At 53.5% G+C, this 19,395-nt stretch carries 16 protein-coding genes; 2 read left to right on the forward strand and 14 right to left on the reverse strand.

The window, feature by feature from the left end; genetic code table 11:
* The 3 genes from ACL02P_RS09950 to ACL02P_RS09960 all read right to left on the reverse strand — a co-directional run bounded on the left by ACL02P_RS09950 (position 1) and on the right by ACL02P_RS09960 (position 3,718).
* Positions 1–1,554 carry a fumarate hydratase gene (locus ACL02P_RS09950; protein WP_009226755.1) on the reverse strand — a complete coding sequence of 518 codons (1,554 nt, stop codon included), beginning with the start codon at positions 1,552–1,554 and terminating at the stop codon, positions 1–3.
* A gap of 304 nt (positions 1,555–1,858) precedes the next feature.
* On the reverse strand, positions 1,859–2,728 hold the full coding sequence (locus tag ACL02P_RS09955; protein WP_009226754.1) for an SDR family oxidoreductase: 870 nt from the start codon (positions 2,726–2,728) through the stop codon (positions 1,859–1,861).
* 99 nt (positions 2,729–2,827) lie between these two features.
* On the reverse strand, positions 2,828–3,718 hold the full coding sequence (locus ACL02P_RS09960; protein WP_412837198.1) for a glycosyltransferase family 2 protein: 891 nt from the start codon (positions 3,716–3,718) through the stop codon (positions 2,828–2,830).
* 164 nt (positions 3,719–3,882) lie between these two features.
* Here ACL02P_RS09960 and ACL02P_RS09965 point away from each other — a divergent pair, with 164 nt between their 5' ends.
* The gene (locus ACL02P_RS09965; RefSeq protein ID WP_009226752.1) at positions 3,883–4,236 is read left to right on the forward strand and encodes a helix-turn-helix domain-containing protein; all 354 of its coding nucleotides are present in this window, start codon (positions 3,883–3,885) and stop codon (positions 4,234–4,236) included.
* 81 nt (positions 4,237–4,317) lie between these two features.
* On the opposite strand, the gene ACL02P_RS09970 is transcribed toward ACL02P_RS09965, so the two are convergent.
* The 3 genes from ACL02P_RS09970 to citZ all read right to left on the reverse strand — a co-directional run bounded on the left by ACL02P_RS09970 (position 4,318) and on the right by citZ (position 7,418).
* Entirely contained in the window at positions 4,318–4,743 is a 426-nt protein-coding gene (locus tag ACL02P_RS09970) for a hypothetical protein (RefSeq protein ID WP_009226751.1), read from the reverse strand.
* Positions 4,744–4,922: 179 nt separating this feature from the next.
* Positions 4,923–6,218 (reverse strand): NADP-dependent isocitrate dehydrogenase, encoded by a 1,296-nt coding sequence (gene icd / locus ACL02P_RS09975; RefSeq protein ID WP_016312838.1) that lies wholly within the window; start codon positions 6,216–6,218, stop codon positions 4,923–4,925.
* 87 nt (positions 6,219–6,305) lie between these two features.
* Positions 6,306–7,418: a citrate synthase gene (gene citZ / locus ACL02P_RS09980; RefSeq protein WP_009226749.1), complete on the reverse strand. Its 1,113-nt coding sequence runs from the start codon at positions 7,416–7,418 to the stop codon at positions 6,306–6,308.
* Between the two features lie 352 nt (positions 7,419–7,770).
* Here citZ and ytvI point away from each other — a divergent pair, with 352 nt between their 5' ends.
* A complete protein-coding gene (gene ytvI / locus ACL02P_RS09985; RefSeq protein WP_009226748.1) occupies positions 7,771–8,889 on the forward strand; it encodes a sporulation integral membrane protein YtvI in 1,119 nt (372 codons plus the stop codon).
* Positions 8,890–8,982: 93 nt separating this feature from the next.
* Here ytvI and ACL02P_RS09990 read toward each other — a convergent pair whose 3' ends face one another.
* From ACL02P_RS09990 to ACL02P_RS10025, 8 genes are all read right to left on the reverse strand, one after another.
* On the reverse strand, positions 8,983–9,375 hold the full coding sequence (locus ACL02P_RS09990; RefSeq protein ID WP_009226747.1) for an FxsA family protein: 393 nt from the start codon (positions 9,373–9,375) through the stop codon (positions 8,983–8,985).
* A 66-nt stretch (positions 9,376–9,441) separates the two neighbouring features.
* The gene (locus ACL02P_RS09995; protein WP_009226746.1) at positions 9,442–9,861 is read right to left on the reverse strand and encodes an acyl-CoA thioesterase; all 420 of its coding nucleotides are present in this window, start codon (positions 9,859–9,861) and stop codon (positions 9,442–9,444) included.
* Positions 9,862–9,997: 136 nt separating this feature from the next.
* Positions 9,998–11,419 carry a pyruvate kinase gene (gene pyk / locus ACL02P_RS10000; RefSeq protein WP_009226745.1) on the reverse strand — a complete coding sequence of 474 codons (1,422 nt, stop codon included), beginning with the start codon at positions 11,417–11,419 and terminating at the stop codon, positions 9,998–10,000.
* 247 nt (positions 11,420–11,666) lie between these two features.
* Positions 11,667–12,767, reverse strand: coding sequence for an acetyl-CoA carboxylase carboxyltransferase subunit alpha (locus ACL02P_RS10005; protein WP_009226744.1), 1,101 nt, complete (start codon positions 12,765–12,767; stop codon positions 11,667–11,669).
* Positions 12,768–13,661, reverse strand: coding sequence for an acetyl-CoA carboxylase, carboxyltransferase subunit beta (gene accD, locus ACL02P_RS10010; protein WP_009226743.1), 894 nt, complete (start codon positions 13,659–13,661; stop codon positions 12,768–12,770). It abuts the gene before it with no gap.
* A 123-nt stretch (positions 13,662–13,784) separates the two neighbouring features.
* The gene (locus ACL02P_RS10015) at positions 13,785–13,973 is read right to left on the reverse strand and encodes a hypothetical protein (protein WP_009226742.1); all 189 of its coding nucleotides are present in this window, start codon (positions 13,971–13,973) and stop codon (positions 13,785–13,787) included.
* A gap of 250 nt (positions 13,974–14,223) precedes the next feature.
* Entirely contained in the window at positions 14,224–14,718 is a 495-nt protein-coding gene (locus tag ACL02P_RS10020) for a phosphatidylglycerophosphatase A (protein ID WP_009226741.1), read from the reverse strand.
* An 867-nt stretch (positions 14,719–15,585) separates the two neighbouring features.
* Positions 15,586–19,338 (reverse strand): DNA polymerase III subunit alpha, encoded by a 3,753-nt coding sequence (locus tag ACL02P_RS10025; protein WP_412837199.1) that lies wholly within the window; start codon positions 19,336–19,338, stop codon positions 15,586–15,588.
* Positions 19,339–19,395: the final 57 nt, after the last annotated feature.

The raw sequence follows: 19,395 nt of genomic DNA on the forward strand, positions 1-19,395 counted from the left end.
TTATTTAAACACCGGATCCTTAAATGCGGCGAGCTTCGCCAACGAATCTTTCTCCACGCCTTCATGCAGGCTGTCCCCGTGCGAATCCATCGTTACGATCGCCGCAAAACCTTCGACCTCGAGATGCCACATCGCTTCCGGAACGCCAAATTCCAAGAAATCAACGCCGTTGACTTTCTTGATACATTCCGCATAGTACTGCGCTGCCCCGCCAATCGCATTCAAATACACGCCGCCATGCTCTTTCAAGGCAGCTAGCGTCTTCGGCCCCATGCCGCCCTTGCCGATCACGGCGCGGATGCCAAATTTCTTCATGATATCCCCTTGATACGGTTCTTCGCGGATGCTGGTTGTTGGTCCGGCCGCCTTCACGTGCCAACCTTCCTCGTCTTTCAGCATGACCGGTCCGCAGTGGTAAATGACCGCACCGTTCAAATCCAACGGGGCGTCGTGATCCATTAAATATTTGTGCAGAGCATCCCGTCCAGTGTGCATTTCCCCGTTGATGATCACCACATCGCCCACCCGCAGGCTGCGGATTTGCTCTTCCGTCACTGGGGTTTGCAGCACAACTTCTCTGCTGGCTGGCGCTGGAGTCCCTTCGGCAGCTGCTCCTGTTGCAACCGATTCAAGCTCGCCGTCCACCGGCACCTCGCTGCCGCGTTCATAAAGCCATTCACGGATCGCCCCGGTTGCCGGATCGATCTCCACGCCCTGACGGCGGAACGCCCAGCAGTTATAAGCAACGGAGACAAAGAAACTTGCCGGAAGCCGGTTAATCGCCCCGATTTTGCAGCCTAAGAGAGTGACTTCCCCGCCAAAGCCCATCGTTCCGATACCCAACTGGTTGGCGGTTTCCATAATATATTTTTCAAGTCGGTCCAAATCCGGATTTGGGTTCACGTCATCCAGCGGGCGGAACAGTTGCTGTTTAGCCAGCTCGTATCCCGTCGTACGGTCGCCGCCGATGCCCACGCCAAGAAATCCTGCGCTGCAGCCTTGCCCCTGCGCTTGGTACACGGCATGCAGGATACATTTACGGATGCCGTCGAGGTCCCGTCCGGCACGGCCCAGCCCCTCCAGCTCGGTTGGAAGGCTGTACTGGATATTTTTATTTTCGCACCCGCCGCCTTTTAAGATCAGCCGGATGTCGATCGAGTCCTGCTCCCATTGCTCGAAATGAATGACTGGCGTCCCTGGGCCTAAATTGTCTCCGCTGTTCGCTCCTGTGAGCGAATCTACCGAATTGGAACGCAGCTTGCCTTCTTCCGTGGCGCGCTTCACCGCGGCGTGAATCGCCTTTTTCATTTCAATTTGATTCGCCCCTACCGGCGTGTGTATCATAAACGTGAGCATCCCGGTATCCTGGCAGATCGGTGAAACCTGCTCCTCCGCCATCCGAATGTTCTGCGCGATGGTCGACATGGCCAAACCGGCCCGTGTCGCCCGGTTTTCCAAGGCACGGCCCCGATTCACTGCACGCCGAACGTCGCCCGGCAATTTCGTTGAAGCTTCCACAATCAATTCGTATACGCTTTCTTCAAACTGGTGCATGATCCAAGATTCCCCTCTCCCTGCCATCTTGTTTGACCCTTTGGCGCGTAATATCCTTCATCACATGGTGTCGTTAACCTATCGCATTCTTCAGATTAATAATAACATAAGAACTCGTTTCGGTTGACGATTTCTGTCCAAAATCAGCTCCGAAATGAGTGAGAATTATCACTGAAGAATTCCTTTGAAAGGCTGAATCGGCGAAAAATACGGAAAGAACCCTCAAGCTTGTTCGGTACTGTGCCGAATCTCTTGAGGGTTCGATTGCATGGGTTGATCCAATCTCAGAATCTTAGCCTGAAGGCTAGCCGTTGACAATCTCACCGCCGTTGATATGCAGCACCTGGCCGCTCATATACGAAGAATCATCCGAAGCCAAGAAGACGTAAGCCGGAGCCAACTCCTCCGGTTGACCAGGCCGTTGCATTGGCGTTGTTCCACCAAATTCGGATACTTGCTTCGCATCGAAGGTAGACGGGATGAGGGGCGTCCAGATCGGTCCCGGGGCAACAGCATTCACCCGGATGCCTTTGCTTCCAACAACGTTCATCGATAACGCCCGCGTGAAGCTGACAATTGCCCCTTTCGTGGCGGAGTAGTCAATCAGCTGCGGGTTGCCTTTATAAGCCGTTACCGATGCCGTATTAATAATTGAGCTGCCCTTGCGTAAATGCGGCATCGCTGCCTTCGTCAAATAAAACATGGAAAAGATGTTCGTCCGGAATGTCTTCTCCAGTTGTGCCGCCGAAATGGCTGTAATGTCTGGCTGCGGATGCTGCTCAGCCGCATTGTTCACCAGGATGTCCAAGCGTCCGAGCTCCTGTACCGTCTGTTGTACCGCCTTCTCGGCAAATGCTTCGTCGCCGATATCACCGGCGATCAACAGGCATTTGCGTCCTTCTTGTTCGACTTCCTGTCGAGTCACGTTCGCATCCTCGTGTTCATTTAAGTAGACGATGGCCACATCGGCACCCTCTTTAGCGTAAGCTACCGCCACCGCCCGGCCAATACCGCTGTCACCTCCGGTGATCAGCGCCACTTTGCCCTTTAGCTTGCCTGCTGCCTTGTAGTTCCCTTCATATTCTGGACGCGGGTGCATCTCGGATTCGATACCTGGCTGATGGTTTTGATGCTGAGGCGGCAAGGTTTGCTTCGCTTGTCCATTACCTGCCATTGCTGCATCCTCCTTTACGGTAATTGGTGAACCTCGGTACGAACGTACCTGTCCACTCACTCACCTCTTAGGATAGCCTGACATCCCCAGCTTATCCGTCTATGATTTCCAATGGACCCCGAATCGTTCAAACAACCATGCTGCATCGTGCTTCCGCAGGGAAGCAAATTTCTCCTTCCGAGCTAATGCCAGTGGGCTGAGCTGTGCTGCTTCCAACAACTCTTCGCCAAACGCCTGATTCACCTGTTCCCGACAAACCGAAGTCAGTTCATCCCCAAAATGTAAGTTCGCAAGGGTCAGTAGATCCACACCCCACATTTCCCGGCTATTGTCATAGGGGAAATTCTGACGGAAGACTTGCATTAACGTCACATCCGGGACAATCTGGCAGGTTCTCCCCTGCAACCAGAGCCTCAAGGAAAATTCCGCCGTCTCCACATCCTTGCCGAAAAAGCCGTCCACTAGCCCCTCCATCTCGCGAAACGTACTACGCCCGACGGCAAAGCATTCCCAAGACAACCACGGGATGTCCAGGTTCTGATCTGCACGCTGGATCGGGTAGCTGCGCAACAAGCCAATCATCCCTCCGACCTCCTTGCTGGCCGGGACGGTGGAACGTTCACTCTTCTCAAAAGCCGGGGATACGGCATCGGCTTGTCCCTGCATAAGCGGCTCCAACAGCCGCTCCATCCATCCGTCATCATAATATAAATGAGAGCCGCTGAAGATCAGATAATCCCCTCTAGCATGCGCTGCACCGAGATTACGCGCCGATGTTCCGGGCTCCCCCTTGATCCGTTGAAACGGCTGATCAAACCGATAGTTCATCAAGAAATCACAGCAACCGTCAATCGAACCTTCATCAACGATGATCACTTCATACGGCAAGGTCGTCTGCGACACTTTCAAAGATTCCATCGTCGTGTACAAATCGATTCCATTATTCTTGACTGCGATAATAATTGATACTGATGTTGATGAGGAAGACATACATGATCTCCTTATATTTAGTTAGAATAAATAATAGGATATAATTTAAAAAATCCTGTAATTCCATAATAACCCAATTCGTACTTGCAGTAAATACAAACAAAACCTGTAGTTTATTATCTTTCCATCAGGTTCTAACTTAAGGTAAATACAGGAGGGGTAATATGGATTACGAGGCATTGGGGAAAAGGCTGCGTCAAGAACGGCATAAAATGCACTTGACCCAGGAAAAACTCGCCGAACGCATTGAAGTTTCGGACGCATACATAGGACAAATCGAACGGGGAGAACGCAGTTTGTCCCTGGAAACGCTGGTGAAATTGGCGAATCAATTGGGCGTTACCGTTGATTATTTGCTCCACGATTCGATTGAGATCAGTGACGACCATTTCTTGGATCAGATCCAACAGATCGTCATGAACCGTTCTACGAAAGAGAAACAACTGGCGCTCGATATTTTAAAATTAATGTTCACCCATTTGGACGAGTTAAAAAAAGCGAATCAAAGTCCTTCCTAACCAAGCGCCAACGCGGCTTAAAGCAGCGTTCAGCAAAAAGACCTGCCGGTAAATCTACCGGCAGGTCTTTGAACTTTTCGATTAAATAATGGTGCTGAACACCATAAAGAACGAAATAAGCAATACCGTCACGGAGAGCAGAGCGCTTAATGTACGCAGCTTCCCTTCCTCCGCCGTCACGGTTTGATTCTTACGAATTCCTTCCAGCGCCAAGCGCAGCGGCTTGGCCATAATTCCGCTAAACGCGCCGATCGCCAGGTACAAGATGACGATCACAATCATCCACGCGACGGAGTAAGTGCCTTGTCCAATCAAATAACCGCCCGTCAACAATTGGATGATCAGCCCGATTTGCGCGTACCGGTTCAGGGAGATCACTGCCGATACCGTCCCTTCCTGAGCCGCCAGCGACAATTTGCCGATTCGGCCGAGCACAAACGGCAGAACCAGATAGAAGCCAAGCGCCAATGCGCCGACAATATGTAGGAATAACATGACTTGGTACATGACCTAACCGTCCTTTCGTGTCAATTACATTTATTATAATCTATTTTATTTATGGATGAAAACAAAGGATGGAAACCAAAGAAATCGCTGAAGGACAAGGCAAAAAAAGCCCTCCCTGCCAAACGCTAGGGAGGGTCTACATCAACGGAGATTGCCCTGCTAAAGCTTAAAATGAGCGATTACATGTTTTTGATGACATGATCAGCAAACTCGGAGCATTTCACTTCCGTTGCTCCGTCCATCAAGCGGGCAAAGTCGTAGGTCACCGTTTTGTTATTAATCGAAATTTCCAAGCCTTTATAGATCAGATCCGCCGCTTCTTGCCAGCCCAGATGCTCCAGCATCATGACGCCCGACAGAATCACAGAGCCCGGGTTCACCACGTCGAGATCCGCATACTTCGGAGCTGTACCATGCGTTGCTTCGAAGATCGCATGTCCGGTGACGTAGTTGATGTTAGCGCCTGGCGCGATACCGATGCCGCCTACTTGCGCTGCCAAGGCGTCGGACAAGTAGTCGCCATTCAGGTTCAACGTAGCGATGACGTCAAAATCCGTCGGCCGCGTCAATACTTGTTGAAGCGCAATATCGGCAATTGCATCTTTCACGATGATTTTGCCTTCGGCTTCTGCCGCTTTCTGCGCTTGGTTCGCTGCATCCACACCGGACTGTTCCTTAATCCGGTCGTATTCGGCCCAAGTAAACACTTTATCGCCGAATTCGGCTTCCGCAACTTCATAACCCCAATTCTTAAACGCGCCTTCCGTAAACTTCATGATGTTGCCTTTATGCACCAGCGTAACGCTCTTACGGCCATGCTTGATCGCATATTCAACCGCTGCGCGAACAAGACGCTTCGACCCTTCTTCCGAAACCGGCTTGATACCGATACCGGACGTTTCCGGGAAGCGGATTTTCTTCACGCCCATTTCGTTTTGCAGGAAGGCCAGCACTTTCTTAACTTCCTCGGAGCCTTCTTTATACTCGATGCCGGCATAGATATCCTCCGTGTTCTCACGGAAAATCACCATGTCCACGAGCTCAGGATGCTTCACCGGAGAAGGCACGCCTTGGAAATAACGGACCGGACGAAGGCAGACGTACAAGTCCAGCTCCTGACGGAGCGCCACGTTCAGCGAGCGGATGCCGCCGCCGATTGGCGTAGTCAACGGTCCTTTAATGGCCACAATATATTCACGGATCGCCGTCAGCGTATCCGCTGGCAGCCACTCCCCGTATGTATTGAAGGCCTTTTCGCCGGCGAACACTTCATACCACGCGATTTTCTTCTCACCGCCGTAGGCTTTCTCCACGGCGGCGTCGAGTACGCGTTTCGAAGCTTTCCAAATATCACGGCCAGTCCCGTCGCCCTCAATAAACGGAATGATCGGGTTGTTAGGCACCTGGAGCTTCCCATTCTGAATCGTAATTTTCTCGCCTTCAGTAGGAAGATCAAACTTTTCGAGTTTCAACATTTTTACGTTTTCCTCCTTCAAGTCTGTTTGCTGCATCTCACGGTCTCCATTTTACCACAATGTTCCTTGGAGCTCCCGTATTGCTGTTTATCTTAATTCGATAGGAACGTATTTCTGATTGGTAGCACCGGTATATTCCGCACGAGGACGGATCAAGCGGTTATCTTCCAACTGCTCCAGAATATGAGCTGTCCAACCGGACAAGCGGCTGATGGCAAAAATCGGCGTAAACAGGTCACGCGGAATGCCCAGCATCGTATATACGGAAGCGGAATAGAAGTCAACGTTCGGCTTCAGCCCTTTTTGCGCGGTGACCAGCTGTTCCACTTTGACGGACATATCGTACAACGTGGTATCGCCCTTCAGAATGCTCAGCTGACGGGACATATTTTGCAGGTGTTTTGCGCGCGGATCGCCGTTTTTGTATACCCGGTGGCCAAAGCCCATAATTTTCTCCTTATTGGCCAGCTTCTTCTGAATATACGGCTCTACTTGATCGAGCGTCCCGATCTCGGCCAGCATATTCATCACCGCTTCATTGGCGCCGCCGTGCAGCGGTCCCTTCAAGGTGCCAATCGCGGAGGTCACTCCGGAGTAAATATCAGACAGCGTTGCAATCGTTACCCGTGCAGAGAACGTCGAAGCGTTCAACTCGTGGTCGGCATGCAGCACCAGCGCTTGATCCAAAGCGCGAACGGCAATCGGATCCGGTTCCTCGCCGGTCAGCATGTACAAGAAGTTGTGTGCGATCGATACGTTCTTCAGCGGAGCGACAGGCTCCTTACCTTCCCGGATCCGGGCAAACGCGGCAATCAGGGTCGGTATTTGGGTTTGCAGCTTAATCGCCTTTAATTGGTTGCTTTCGCGGGAGTTGTCATTGGCGTTCTCATCATACAAAGCAAGAGCCGATACGGCAGTACGAAGCACTGCCATCGTGTTAGCAGTCTGCGGATACAGCTTCATCTGTTCTAGCACCGCTTCAGGAACTTCGGCGTAATCGCTGAATTGCTGCTGCAGGCGGTCCAATTCGGCTCGATTAGGCAATTTGCCGTACCACAACAAATAAGCTGTTTCTTCAAAACTCGCACGTTCCGCCAATTCGTCGATATTGATACCACGATAAGCGAGAACGCCATCATGAATGGAGCTGATCGAAGAGGTTGCCGCAACAATGCCTTCCAGGCCTTTCGTAGCTGTCATGATTCATCTCTCCTTTGTTAACATTTTGTGAGCAAACAAGCCCATGAAACACTCTCAAAATTGAAAGTTTTAAATTTTCGAAGTTAACCAATAACGGGCCTATAATTGCAAAAATAGAGCTCCACCGCTTACTTCTTCATCATACTGGATTTCCGAAAACATGGGAACCGCTTCAGCACCGCCGGGTACATTAAATGATTTTATCACAACAATAAAGAAATTTTGTAAACGATTGCAGTTGTGCAATGAATTATATCACAACTTCCAAAAAATGTGCACTGCGGAATATTCGAGGTGGACAAATCATAGAGTTGAACTAGGACAGGTTTCTGGGAAAAAGGGGAGATGCCACTTGGATCACGTGATCGTCAAGCGCGTGCTGCGCGGCAGCTGGATATGCATTGTCCTCATCGTCTCCGTCCTGGCGATCTACTGGCTCCTCCCGCTCGGTTATCCATTTCTTATCGCCTGGCTGATCGCCTACGCGATGAATCCGTTGGTCCTGTGGTTCCAAAGACACTTGCAAGTGCCTAAATGGCTGGCCGTGACGCTTTCATTGTTCATTTATGTAGGCAGTGCAGGAATCATTGTGTCAGCGGCCTTAACGCGGCTGGTCAAAGAGCTCATTCATTTCGCCGAATCCTTTGATCACCGGATCGCCGAGTGGAGGAATCTGCTCATCTCATGGACGCAAAGCGAAGGCATTCAGTCGATCATTACCGAAATCAACCGGTTTATTGCGGATAACCCTGGCTATGAAAATACGATCCACAAAAACATCGACAATACCGCTGAAAGGTTCGGATCGTTTGTATCCCGTCTTATCAATCACGTCTTGGAAACGATCGTCAACCTGCTCTCCTCGCTCCCGAATTTAGGGGTGATCCTCGGGGTGATCCTGCTGGCCACCTTTTTTATCAGCAATCATTGGGAGCGGGATATGCGATTTCTGGCCGCCTCGGTCCCTGCGCCGTTCCGCAAAACCGTAGGCGCCATCTGGCGCGACCTCCAGCGGGCGTTATCGGGTTATCTGCGCGCGCAATTTATCATGATCTCGATCACCGCATTTATCGTTCTCATCGGCTTGCTCATCCTCGGCGTCGATTCCGCCTTCACCTACGCCCTGCTGATCGGCCTTGTCGACCTGTTGCCCTATCTCGGTGTCGGTACAGTGATGATTCCTTGGCTCATCTACGCCTTTGCCACCGGTCACGACACGCTGGGGATTGGACTGGCCGTCTTGTACGGCGTCATCCTGCTGGCCCGTCAGCTCATTGAACCAAAGGTCCTGGCCAGCAGCGTAGGACTTGATCCCCTGCCCACGCTGATCGCCATGTTTGTTGGGCTCAAGCTGTTTGGCGTATTGGGACTGATCATCGGTCCGGTGACGCTGGTCATCCTGGGTGCTGCCGTCCGTGCAGGTGTTGTCCGGGATTTGCGGAACTATATTTTGCATGGTCGATTGAGATAGAATTAGCTTCACGCTTGAAAAAAAAAAAGGCATCCCGTCCCTCCGAGACGAGATGCCTTTCTTGACTTGTTTAGGGGCTGCCTGCCACCAGAGTTAACGGCGGAAATACGTAATCGTTCCGTCCTTGATCTTCTTGCTGACCCATTTCATCAGCGGGATCCGATAGAGAATACGCGTCAGCGGAAACACCATCGTAAACCCAATGATATCGGTAATGAAGCCAGGGATCAGCAGCAGAATCCCGCCGGCAAATACGCATAAGCCATCTAGGACCATTCGTCCCGGAAGTTGGCCGCCGCTCATCTGAGCTCGGGCATCCGCGAGCACCTTACGTCCTTCAAATTGCATCATCAACCCGCCGATGACCGAAGTCGCCAGCGTCAAAAATATCGTCTTCCCAACGCCCAGCTTCTCGCCGACGTACATATACCCCCAAAACTCAACAATCGGAATCAACACGATGAGAGCGGCTATCCATTTACGCATATCAGGACTCCTTTATCACATTCCTGTACTTGTATTTTACCGCCTCCGCGTCACATAATCAAAATTTTACGGTTTTCGGGCTTCCTCCAACGCCGCGTACCATTCCGGGAACACCTTCTTGAACTGCACCGGTTTGAAATCCTCGCGGCGAACGACATAATGCGAAGAAGAACCCTCGACGCACAACGTGCCTTCCCCGTTATACACCTCATATCCGTAGGCCGTTTTAACCCCGTTGTTCTCAATGACCCGGGTCTTAAGCAGGACGGTATCCCCGTACCGGATCCCGCGTTTATATTCTACTTTCATTTCGTGAACGGGCGAGATATACCCCGCCTGCTCCATATCGAAATAATCGAAGCCGAGATTCCGGCTCAGATGCAGCCTCCCCTGCTCGAACCACTCGATATAACGGGCATGGTAAATGATCCCCATCATGTCAAACTCCGAATATTTCGGCTCAATAGACAGTTCGCATACGTACACGATTCTCCGCTCCTTTCTGATTTGCCTGATGCTGCCGCAGGTACAGTTCCCGTTCCCGCGGCAAAAAAAGCAATGGTCCCTCAGCGGGCCCCATTGCTTTCTTTGTGACTTGAAGTCGATGTATATAAACCTTAAGCTACTTGCGGATTTGCCCGATTTTCACCAGATTCGTGGAACCGGAACGTCCGAGCGGTACCCCGGCAGTAATGACTACGAGGTCGCCTTCCTTCACCAGTCCGGAATCCAAGCCGCCCTTCATCGCTTTGTCGAACATTTCGTCCGTCGTGCTGGCGATATCGCCTTTCACCGGCGTTACGCCCCAGTTCAGGGCCAGGCGGCGCAAGGTTTGATCTTCCGTCGTCACAGCGATAATTGGTGCTTTCGGACGATATTTGGAGACCATCCGTGCCGTATAACCGGTTTCCGTCGAAGTAATGATCGCTTTCGCGTTCAGCTCCAGCGCCGAGTTGGCAACTGCTTGGCTGATCGCTTCGGTTACGGTCGTTTGTTGGGCATTGCTTTGCTTCAAGAAGATTTCACGATATTCCAAAGCGGATTCTGCTTTCTCTGCGATGCGGGACATCGTTAGCACCGATTCCACCGGATATTTCCCGGCAGCCGTTTCACCGGAGAGCATAATTGCGTCCGTACCGTCAAAAATCGCGTTAGCCACGTCGCTGGCTTCTGCGCGCGTAGGTCTTGGGTTGCGTTGCATGGAGTCAAGCATTTGCGTTGCTGTGATGACCGGTTTGCCAACACGGTTACATTTCTCGATCATGCGTTTTTGCACGAGCGGTACATCTTCCGCAGGAATTTCCACGCCGAGGTCACCGCGAGCAACCATCAGGCCGTCAGATACTTCCAGGATTTCATCAAGGTTGTCCACACCTTGTTGGTTTTCGATTTTAGAGATGATTTGAATATGAGTTGCGTTGTGTTGCTCCAGCAGTTGACGAATTTCAAGCACGTCGCTCGCTTTACGAACGAAGGAAGCGGCAATAAAATCGATGCCTTGCTCGATCCCGAACTTAATGTCGTTAGCGTCTTTCTCAGTGATGCCTGGCAGGGAAATGTTTACGCCGGGTACGTTCACGCCTTTTTTGCTCTTGATCGTTCCGCCATTGACGATGCGGCATTTGATTTCCGTTCCTTGAATGTCAACGACTGTCAAACCAATCAAACCGTCGTCGATCAGAATCGTCGAACCGACTTCCACATCTCCAGGAAGATCTTTGTATGTGATGGAAATCCGGTTCTTATCGCCGAGAATTTCTTCGGTCGTCAAGGTAATGAATTCATCCTGTACCAGCTCGATAGGCTCTTCTTTCAATTTACCGGTACGGATTTCAGGACCTTTGGTGTCCAACAGTATGGCGATCGATTTCCCCAGCTCCGCACTCGCTTGACGAATATTCTTGATCCGGTTCCCATGCTCTTCGTAATCACCGTGGGAGAAGTTCAAGCGAGCGACGTTCATTCCGGCCATGATCAGCTTCTTGATGTTTTCTAACGATTCACTAGAAGGACCGATAGTACATACGATTTTTGTTTTGCGCATTTGGGTTTCCTCCGTTTAAAATAGTTCTCTCTATATAATCTTTTCCAACAACTAAATTTACTACAGTTTTGTCGATTTGTATAGGAAGTTTATCATATTGTAACGAACTATCCATGATTACGCGCCTAACGACTTGGCTAAGCGCAGGGATTCTCGGCATCTAAACTTCCAGTATTTCCTGAAAACAGCGAAAATAACCTTACCGCAGGTCCCGTAGGTTCCCCCGTAAGGTTATCGCTGTGAAACTTTAACTTGGCTTGGCAGTTTGAACTTTCGAAGCCGCCTCCGGTTCGCTTGGCGCTTCTGAAGACTTCTCATCCTCAGGGATGCCGGCGACCTCAGCCACCGTTTCCGGCACCACAGTTTCCTGTGCCTTCGGCTCTTCTGCCTTGCCTGCCACCTGAAACTCGCCGATTTTGCGGAACTTCCGATAACGGTCCTCCACCAGCTCATCGGGATTCAAGTTGGACAGTTCTTCCAAATGACGAAGCAACGCCTCTTTGATCGAGGCGGCTGTCGAATCGTAATCCCGGTGCGCGCCGCCGCGCGGTTCGGGAACAATCTCTTCAATGACGCCCATCGCGAGTAGATCTTGGGCGGTGATCTTCATCGCTTCCGCCGCCTGATCCGCCTTGGAGGCATCCTTCCAAAGGATCGAGGCCGCTCCGTTTGGCGAAATAACGGAGTAAATGGCATTCTCCAGCATCAGCACGCGGTTGCCTACGCCAAGGGCGAGCGCGCCGCCGCTTCCGCCTTCTCCGAGAACAACGCAGATGATCGGTACCCGCAGCATCGACATCTCGCGCAAATTCCGAGCGATCGCTTCCGATTGCCCGCGCTCCTCCGCCGTAATTCCCGGATAGGCGCCCTTCGTATCGATAAACGTAATGATCGGCCGCCGGAACTTGTCCGCCTGCTGCATGAGTCGCAGCGCCTTGCGGAAGCCCTCCGGATGAGCGCTGCCGAAGAAGCGGGCGATATTATCCTTCGTATCCTTGCCCCGCTGCTGTCCGATCACCGTTACCGGTACGCCGCCCAGCTTGGCGAGCCCGCCAACGACGGCCAAATCGTCACCAAACACCCGGTCCCCGTGGAGTTCGATGAAATCTTCAAAGATCAGGCCGATCATATCCAGGGATGTCGGTCGCTGATGATGGCGGGCCAGGTGCATCTTTTGGGAGGGAGAAATGTTGCTGTAGATCTCTTCCTCCAGCTGCCGGTAACGCTCTTCCAAGCGCGCGATTTCTTCTGTAAAATCGATTCCCTTCTCTTTGCCAAACTGCTCCAATTCGGAAATCTTCTCACGCAGCTTCACAAGAGGCGTCTCAAAAGGCAATTCGCCTGCCATTTATACTCCTCCCTTCACGCCGTGCAATTCTAGCAATTTCGCCAGCGTCGATTTCATATCCTTGCGGTGCACGACAAGATCGATCTGACCATGCTGCAGGTTAAATTCCGCCGTCTGGAAGTCGTCCGGAAGCTTCTGACGGATCGTCTGCTCAATAACGATTCTTCCGGCAAAACCAAACACGGCCCCGGGCTCGGCCACAATAATGTCGCCAAGCATGGCAAAACTAGCCGATACACCACCCGTCGTCGGGTCTGTAATGACTGAGATATATAAACCGCCATGTTCGCTTAATCGGGCCAAAGCGGCGCTCGTCTTGGCCATCTGCATCAAACTTAGGATACTCTCTTGCATCCGCGCTCCGCCAGATGTGGAGAAAATGATCATCGGCAGGCGTTTTTCGATGGCCGTCTCGATCGCACGCGTAATTTTCTCCCCTACAACCGATCCCATGCTCCCGGTGAAGAAATCGAAGCTCATCACGGCTGCCACGGCAGGATAGCCATGGATGGTCCCCTCGCCGGTCACCACCGCTTCGCGTAATCCCGATTTCAAAGCCTGCTGCTCCAGCTTGCTGGCATACCCCGGGAACTTCAGCGGATCGACCGAGATCAGGTCGGCATCGTACTCCGTAAAGCTGCCTTCATCAAAGGTATAGCGAATCCGATCCAGAGCGTTCAGCCGCATATGGTGTCCACAGGAAGGGCACACCATCAAATTCTTCTCCAGTTCTTTGCTGTACTGAATCGCGCCGCAGCGGCCGCATTTATTCATCAGGCCTTCCGGAATTTCGCGTTTGGGGCGATCTGCCTGCGGCGAGCCCTCTTCATTGCCGGTTCGTCCTGAGGGAATGGTCGCGTACTTCCTCTTCTTCTGAAACAAATCTTTGAACACAACTACACCTCTTCAGCCGTTTATTTATCGTAGCAGTTCCACAAAGTCTATAAAAACCCAGACGACCCTATATGAACCCGCACTTCTAGGCCTCATCTGCACTAGGAATCTCGAATCCCTTTGCTATGGATGCAAAATCGAATTCAACACTTCTTGCACTTCTTCCAGTTCCCCGGAAGGTACTAAAATCTCATATTGCTGTTTGGATAAATTAACAGGACGTGTTTGGACAAGGAAGCCTTCTTCGGTGAGTTTCGTCTTGATCATGTCCGCAACTTTCGCGGTAGGCGCAATATACATAACAGTCCACATGCCCTTTTCAAAGCCCCCTAACCTAATCTTTGAGCCCGTATAATAGAGTAATGATAACATAATTTTCAAAAATCCCGCAACAAAAGGAAACCCGCGCCGAAAGCGGCTCGCGGCACGGATTTGCCGCAGAGCCCGGCGCTAGGATCAAAGTTACAGGGGGCATTTCTCTGTAAGCTGTTATCAGAGGAAATGGGTTAAGGGCGTTGGATTAGGGAGGCATCTCGTCCAAAGGCAAGCTGCTCTAGTTCGTTTAAGAGGGACTGGATGGGTACGTAGCGGCCTGTTCATGCTTATGGGCGATCCGGGCGGAAGCCGCGGCAGCGAGACCGGCGACTAAATCGTCGAGAAAGACGTGAATCCGTTCGCCGCGATTGTTCAGCTTCCCAATGATCTCCGGTTTGACCTTGTCCAAATAGCCGAAGCTCGTCAGGCCAATCATCCCAAACACGCTCGTTATGCCGAGCGCCATCGTCTCATCCACGCCATAGAGCGGTTCGTCGGCCTCCAGGATTGCCTGCAGCGGCTCTGGAAGCCGCTTCTGTTCGGCCAGCTCATCGAGGGCGATTCCCGTAAACAGGGTATATTGAACCTCTCTCTTCTGCAGCACGGCTTTGACGCTCTCCAAGCATTGGTCCAGCGTCAGATCGGCATGATACGCCGTTTGCAGCGAATGCACAATTTGAGCGATATCCTCCAGCTTCACTCCGCGGCGCAGCAGCTGCGCTTTCGCCAATTCATATGTCATCGTATCTTCCTCCCTTGATCCCGGCGCAACCGCCGCTGCCGGTATTTGTCGCGATGGGGTTGTAGTCACGCTGCGGGGTGCTGTCCATCTGTCGATTGTCTACGCGTTGTGAACGTAACTTCCAGTTGTTGATGTCAAGCAGGTGCTGTTGCAAGATAGTTGCTAGTTGCTGATGACCGATAGTTGCTGACATCAGACATGTGCTGGCGTCAGAAAGGTGCTAGCACCAGACAAATGCTGGCGTTAATCAGGTGCCAATGTCAATCAAGTGCGAGCGTTACTCAAATGTCAACGTCAAATAGCCGACGCACCTCTTGAGCAGCGGTACCTGCTCATTTACTGATTCCAATCGATGTGGACCGTTGTGGCCAGTTGTGGAGCCCCCGCTTGTTGACGATGCCGGAATTCATTTCATGATCGATTCTTGGTCATTCGTGTTCCTAAGTGTATGCACCACCCTCCGAAAATGTTCGTTAAAACTTGTCCCTTGCTGCGGATCTGCTCACCAAGCGCTAATGGCATGTCCCTTTCTCCCGTCGCCCACCAACCGCTCCTCGCCAAGACGAAGCTTACCGGCGCTAACGGACCTCAGCGACGCTATTTGCCCATTTCCCGCACATTTCCCGATGTAACGGACTCCACGGTCGTTATTTAACTCTAAACAGGAGATTCCAGGCGCTATGAGAAGAAATAAGGTCTCTCAGGTCCGTTATTTTGCCTGTCTTCTCGTAAATGCTGGAATAACGTCGCTGGAGTCCGTTGCAACTGATGTGGGGGTCCGGCAAATTAAAAACCCGGCACTGCACACATGTGCAGAACCGGGTTTTGGCAACCGGGTAATGGCGACTCTAGATTGGCAGATCGCCGTCATTTGATTTTGACCGTGTCGGGGCCAAGCATCTGCTCCATTTCACGGATCAAAGCGGGCGAAGGCTTGATGCTGTAGCGCTCGTTCAAGGCCAAGAGCTTACCGGTGCTTTCGTAGAACAGCACCGTCGCGATCGGGCCGGGATGCCGCTCCAGCAGCAACTTGAGCCGCTCCAGCAGGCGCGCGTTCTCCGCCGCGGCCGTGATCTTGATGAAGACGCGCTGCGCCGGCGTCTTCTCCCGCTCGCGCCGCGCGCCCGACGCGGGCGCGGCCCCCGCCGCCGCGGCCGGGGCGGTCGGCCGCGCAGCGGCGCCTGCGCCTGGGGCGCTGGCGGGGCGAAGCCCGCCCGCAGCGCCCGCAGGCGCTCCCTCGGCCGCGCGGGAGCCCGCGGCCGCACCGCGTGCGCCGCCGGTGCCACCGGCGGCGCTGGGCCCGCGCCCGCGCGCAAGGCCGCGGCGCAGCCGGGCCAGGCTTTGCTCGCTCAGCGGAGCCACTTCGTCGGCCAGCAGCTTAAAGCCTTCGTCCTGCTGCTGGACGACGCCGCGCAACGCGAGCAAAGCCCCCTTCTCGACGTGGGCGGCCGAGCGCCGCCACACTTCGGGGAACAACACAACCTCGCAGCGCTCGATCTGGTCCTCCAGTTCCATGAACGCCATCGCTTTCCCCTGCTTGGTTGTGATCGTCTTCACGGACACGACCATCCCCGCCACAACGGTGCGGGTGTCGTCCGGCGCTTCGGCCAAATCCATCAGCCGGTCGACGCCTTCTCCCTCCAGCAAGGCGTCGAAATCGTCCAGCGGATGGCCGGACAAATACAGCCCGAGCAGCTCGCGCTCCAAATCCAGCTGCTGGGCTGCCGTAAACTTCGGGACATCCGGGTACTCGATGTCCCAGTTCGGCGATTCCACGAAATCAAACAGCTGGATCTGCAGTTCATCCCGCTCCTTGCGCCACTTCAGCGCCGCCTCGACCGTCTCGTCCAGCATCGCCAGCAGCTGCGCACGGTGACCCGGCAAGGAATCAAACGCCCCGCCTTGGATCAGCGACTCGATCACCCGCTTGTTGCATGTCCGCAAATCCACCCGCCGGCAAAAATCGAGCAAGCTGTCGAACGGACGCTCCTTCCGCTCGCGCAAAATGCTTTCAATCGCCTGCGTGCCGACATTTTTGATCGCGGCCAGGCCAAAGCGGATCACGCCAAGGGCCGGCGGCTCCTGTCCGGATCCGGCGTGTCCGTCCTTCGCATCGCGGCCCTTAGCTTCACCCGAAAGGGCTGCATCCGCAGAACCAGCCCCTACCTGCGGCGTAAACAGAACGCTGCTCTCGTTCACGTCCGGCGGCAGCACGACGATCCCCATCCGCCGGCATTCCACGATGTATTCCGCCACCTTGCGGTGGCTGCCCGTAACCGCGGTCAGCATCGACGCCATAAACTGCACCGGATAATGCGCCTTCAGGTAGGCCGTTTGGAACGCCAGCACGCCATAGGCGGCCGCATGGGCTCGTGCGAAGCCGTAATCGGCGAACCGGACGATCATGTCATAAACGACGTTCGCTTCATCCTCAGTGTAGCCTTGCTGCACGCTGCCGCTGACGAAATGTCCGCGCTGCTCGTCGAGCACCTCACGTTTCTTCTTGGAGACGGCACGTCGCAGCAGGTCCGCTTCGCCCAGCGAGAAGCCCGCCATGCGAGAGGCGATCTGCATGATCTGCTCCTGGTAGACGATAATGCCGTACGTATCCTTCAAAATCGGCTCCAAATCCGGATGCGGATATTCGACGGTGATTTGCCCGTGCTTGCCGGCGATGTATTTCGGAATAAACTCCATCGGCCCCGGGCGATACAACGCCAGCAGGGAGATGATGTCCTCAAACACCGACGGCTTCATCTCCTTCAGCACCCGGCGCATCCCGGTGGACTCCAGCTGGAACACGCCGGTCGTTTCCCCGCGCCCCAGCATCTCGTATGTGGCCGGATCGTTATCCGGGACCAGCCGGAAATCGGGAGCGTCCCCCGACTGCTCCTTAATCCAGTTCATGCAGCGCTCGATGATGGATAAGGTGCGAAGGCCGAGGAAGTCCATTTTCAGCAGACCGATCGCTTCCAGGTTTTCCATGGAATATTGCGTTAACGCCGTATGCTCGCTGCCTTCCTGCAACGGAACGGCATCGGTCAACGGATCGCGCGAAATAACCACCCCGGCGGCATGGGTCGAAGCGTGCCTTGGCATGCCTTCAACTTTCATCGCCATGTCCAGCAGCCGCTTCACCCGCTCGGACCCGTCATACATCGCTTTGAGATCCGGGCTTTCCTTTAACGCGCGTTCAATCGTCATGCCCAGATGGCCCGGAATCAGCTTCGCCACTTTGTCCACTTCGCCAAACGGCACATTCAGCGCCCGCCCTACATCGCGGACCGCCGCGCGCGCCGCCATCGTACCGAAGGTGATAATTTGCGCGACATGCTCTGCCCCATATTTGTCGACCACATAGGCAATGACTTCATCCCGCCGCTCGTCGCTGAAGTCGATATCGATATCCGGCATCGTCACCCGCTCCGGGTTCAAAAACCGTTCAAACAACAAGTTATATTTGATGGGATCCACGTCGGTGATCCGCAGCACGTATGCCACCAAGCTGCCCGCCGATGAGCCCCGTCCCGGTCCGGTGGCGATTCCGTTCCGGTGAGCAAAGGCGATAAAGTCCCACACGATCAGAAAATAATCGGAGAAGCCCATGCTGGCGATGATCTCCAGCTCGTACCGCAGCCGCTGCTCCAGCTTCTCTCGCTCGGTCAGGTCACGCCAAACGTCCAGCTCGCCGTAGCGGTCCACCAATCCTTGTTGACACAGCTCCGCCAAGTAGCTGCCTGCAGTATGCCCCTCCGGGATCGGACGGTAGGCCGGCAAAATATGTCGGTCAAACTCCAGCTCCAACTCGCAGGAATCGGCAATTTTCGCGGTATTGGCATACGCCTCCGGCAAGTGAGGGAACAGCTGGGCCATTTCCTCCGCGGTTTTCAGATAGAGCTGATTGGTGTGCATTTTGAGCCGGTCCTCGTCGTCCACCGTTTTCCCTGTCCCTACGCAAATGAGCACGTCTTGGACCTCGGCGTCTTCCTTGCTCAGGTAATGTGCGTCATTGGTGACTACAAGCTCGGCACCGATTTCTCCAGCCAGCTGGACAAGAAGCGGATTTACCTTTTTCTGCTCGGGGATGCCGTGATCCTGAAGCTCCAGGTAAAAATCCTCGCCAAACGCCGCTTGATAACGCAGCGCCGCTTTCTTCGCTTCCTCGTAATGACCGCGCAGGAGATGGAACGGGACTTCCCCGCCCAAGCAAGCGCTAAGGCAGACCAGGCCCTCGCGATGCCGCTGCAGCGCATCCCAGTCGATTCGCGGCTTATAGTGGAAGCCTTCGAGATGACCGATGGAGCACAGCTTCATCAGGTTGCGGTAGCCCGTCTCGTTCTTGGCCAGCAAAATCAAGTGATGGATCGGCTGATCCTTCCGGCTTCCCCGTTCCTTGCGCGAGCCTGCCGTAAAATAGACCTCGCAGCCGATGATCGGCTTGATGCCGTGTTTTTTACACAATTTATAAAAAGGAACCGCGCCGTACATGACCCCATGATCCGTCAGCGCCAGCGCCTTCATGCCGGAAGCCGCCGCCTTGGCGACGAGATCCTCAAGCCGGGCTGCTCCGTCCAGCAAGCTGTATTCGCTATGTACGTGCAAATGAACAAAGCTGTCCATGCGATCCCTTCCTTTCAATCGGTTTACCTCTAATATTTTATCATACATAGGCATTGC

This window comes from Paenibacillus sp. MB22_1, from assembly GCF_047200555.1.
Classification (GTDB): domain Bacteria; phylum Bacillota; class Bacilli; order Paenibacillales; family Paenibacillaceae; genus Fontibacillus; species Fontibacillus phoenicis.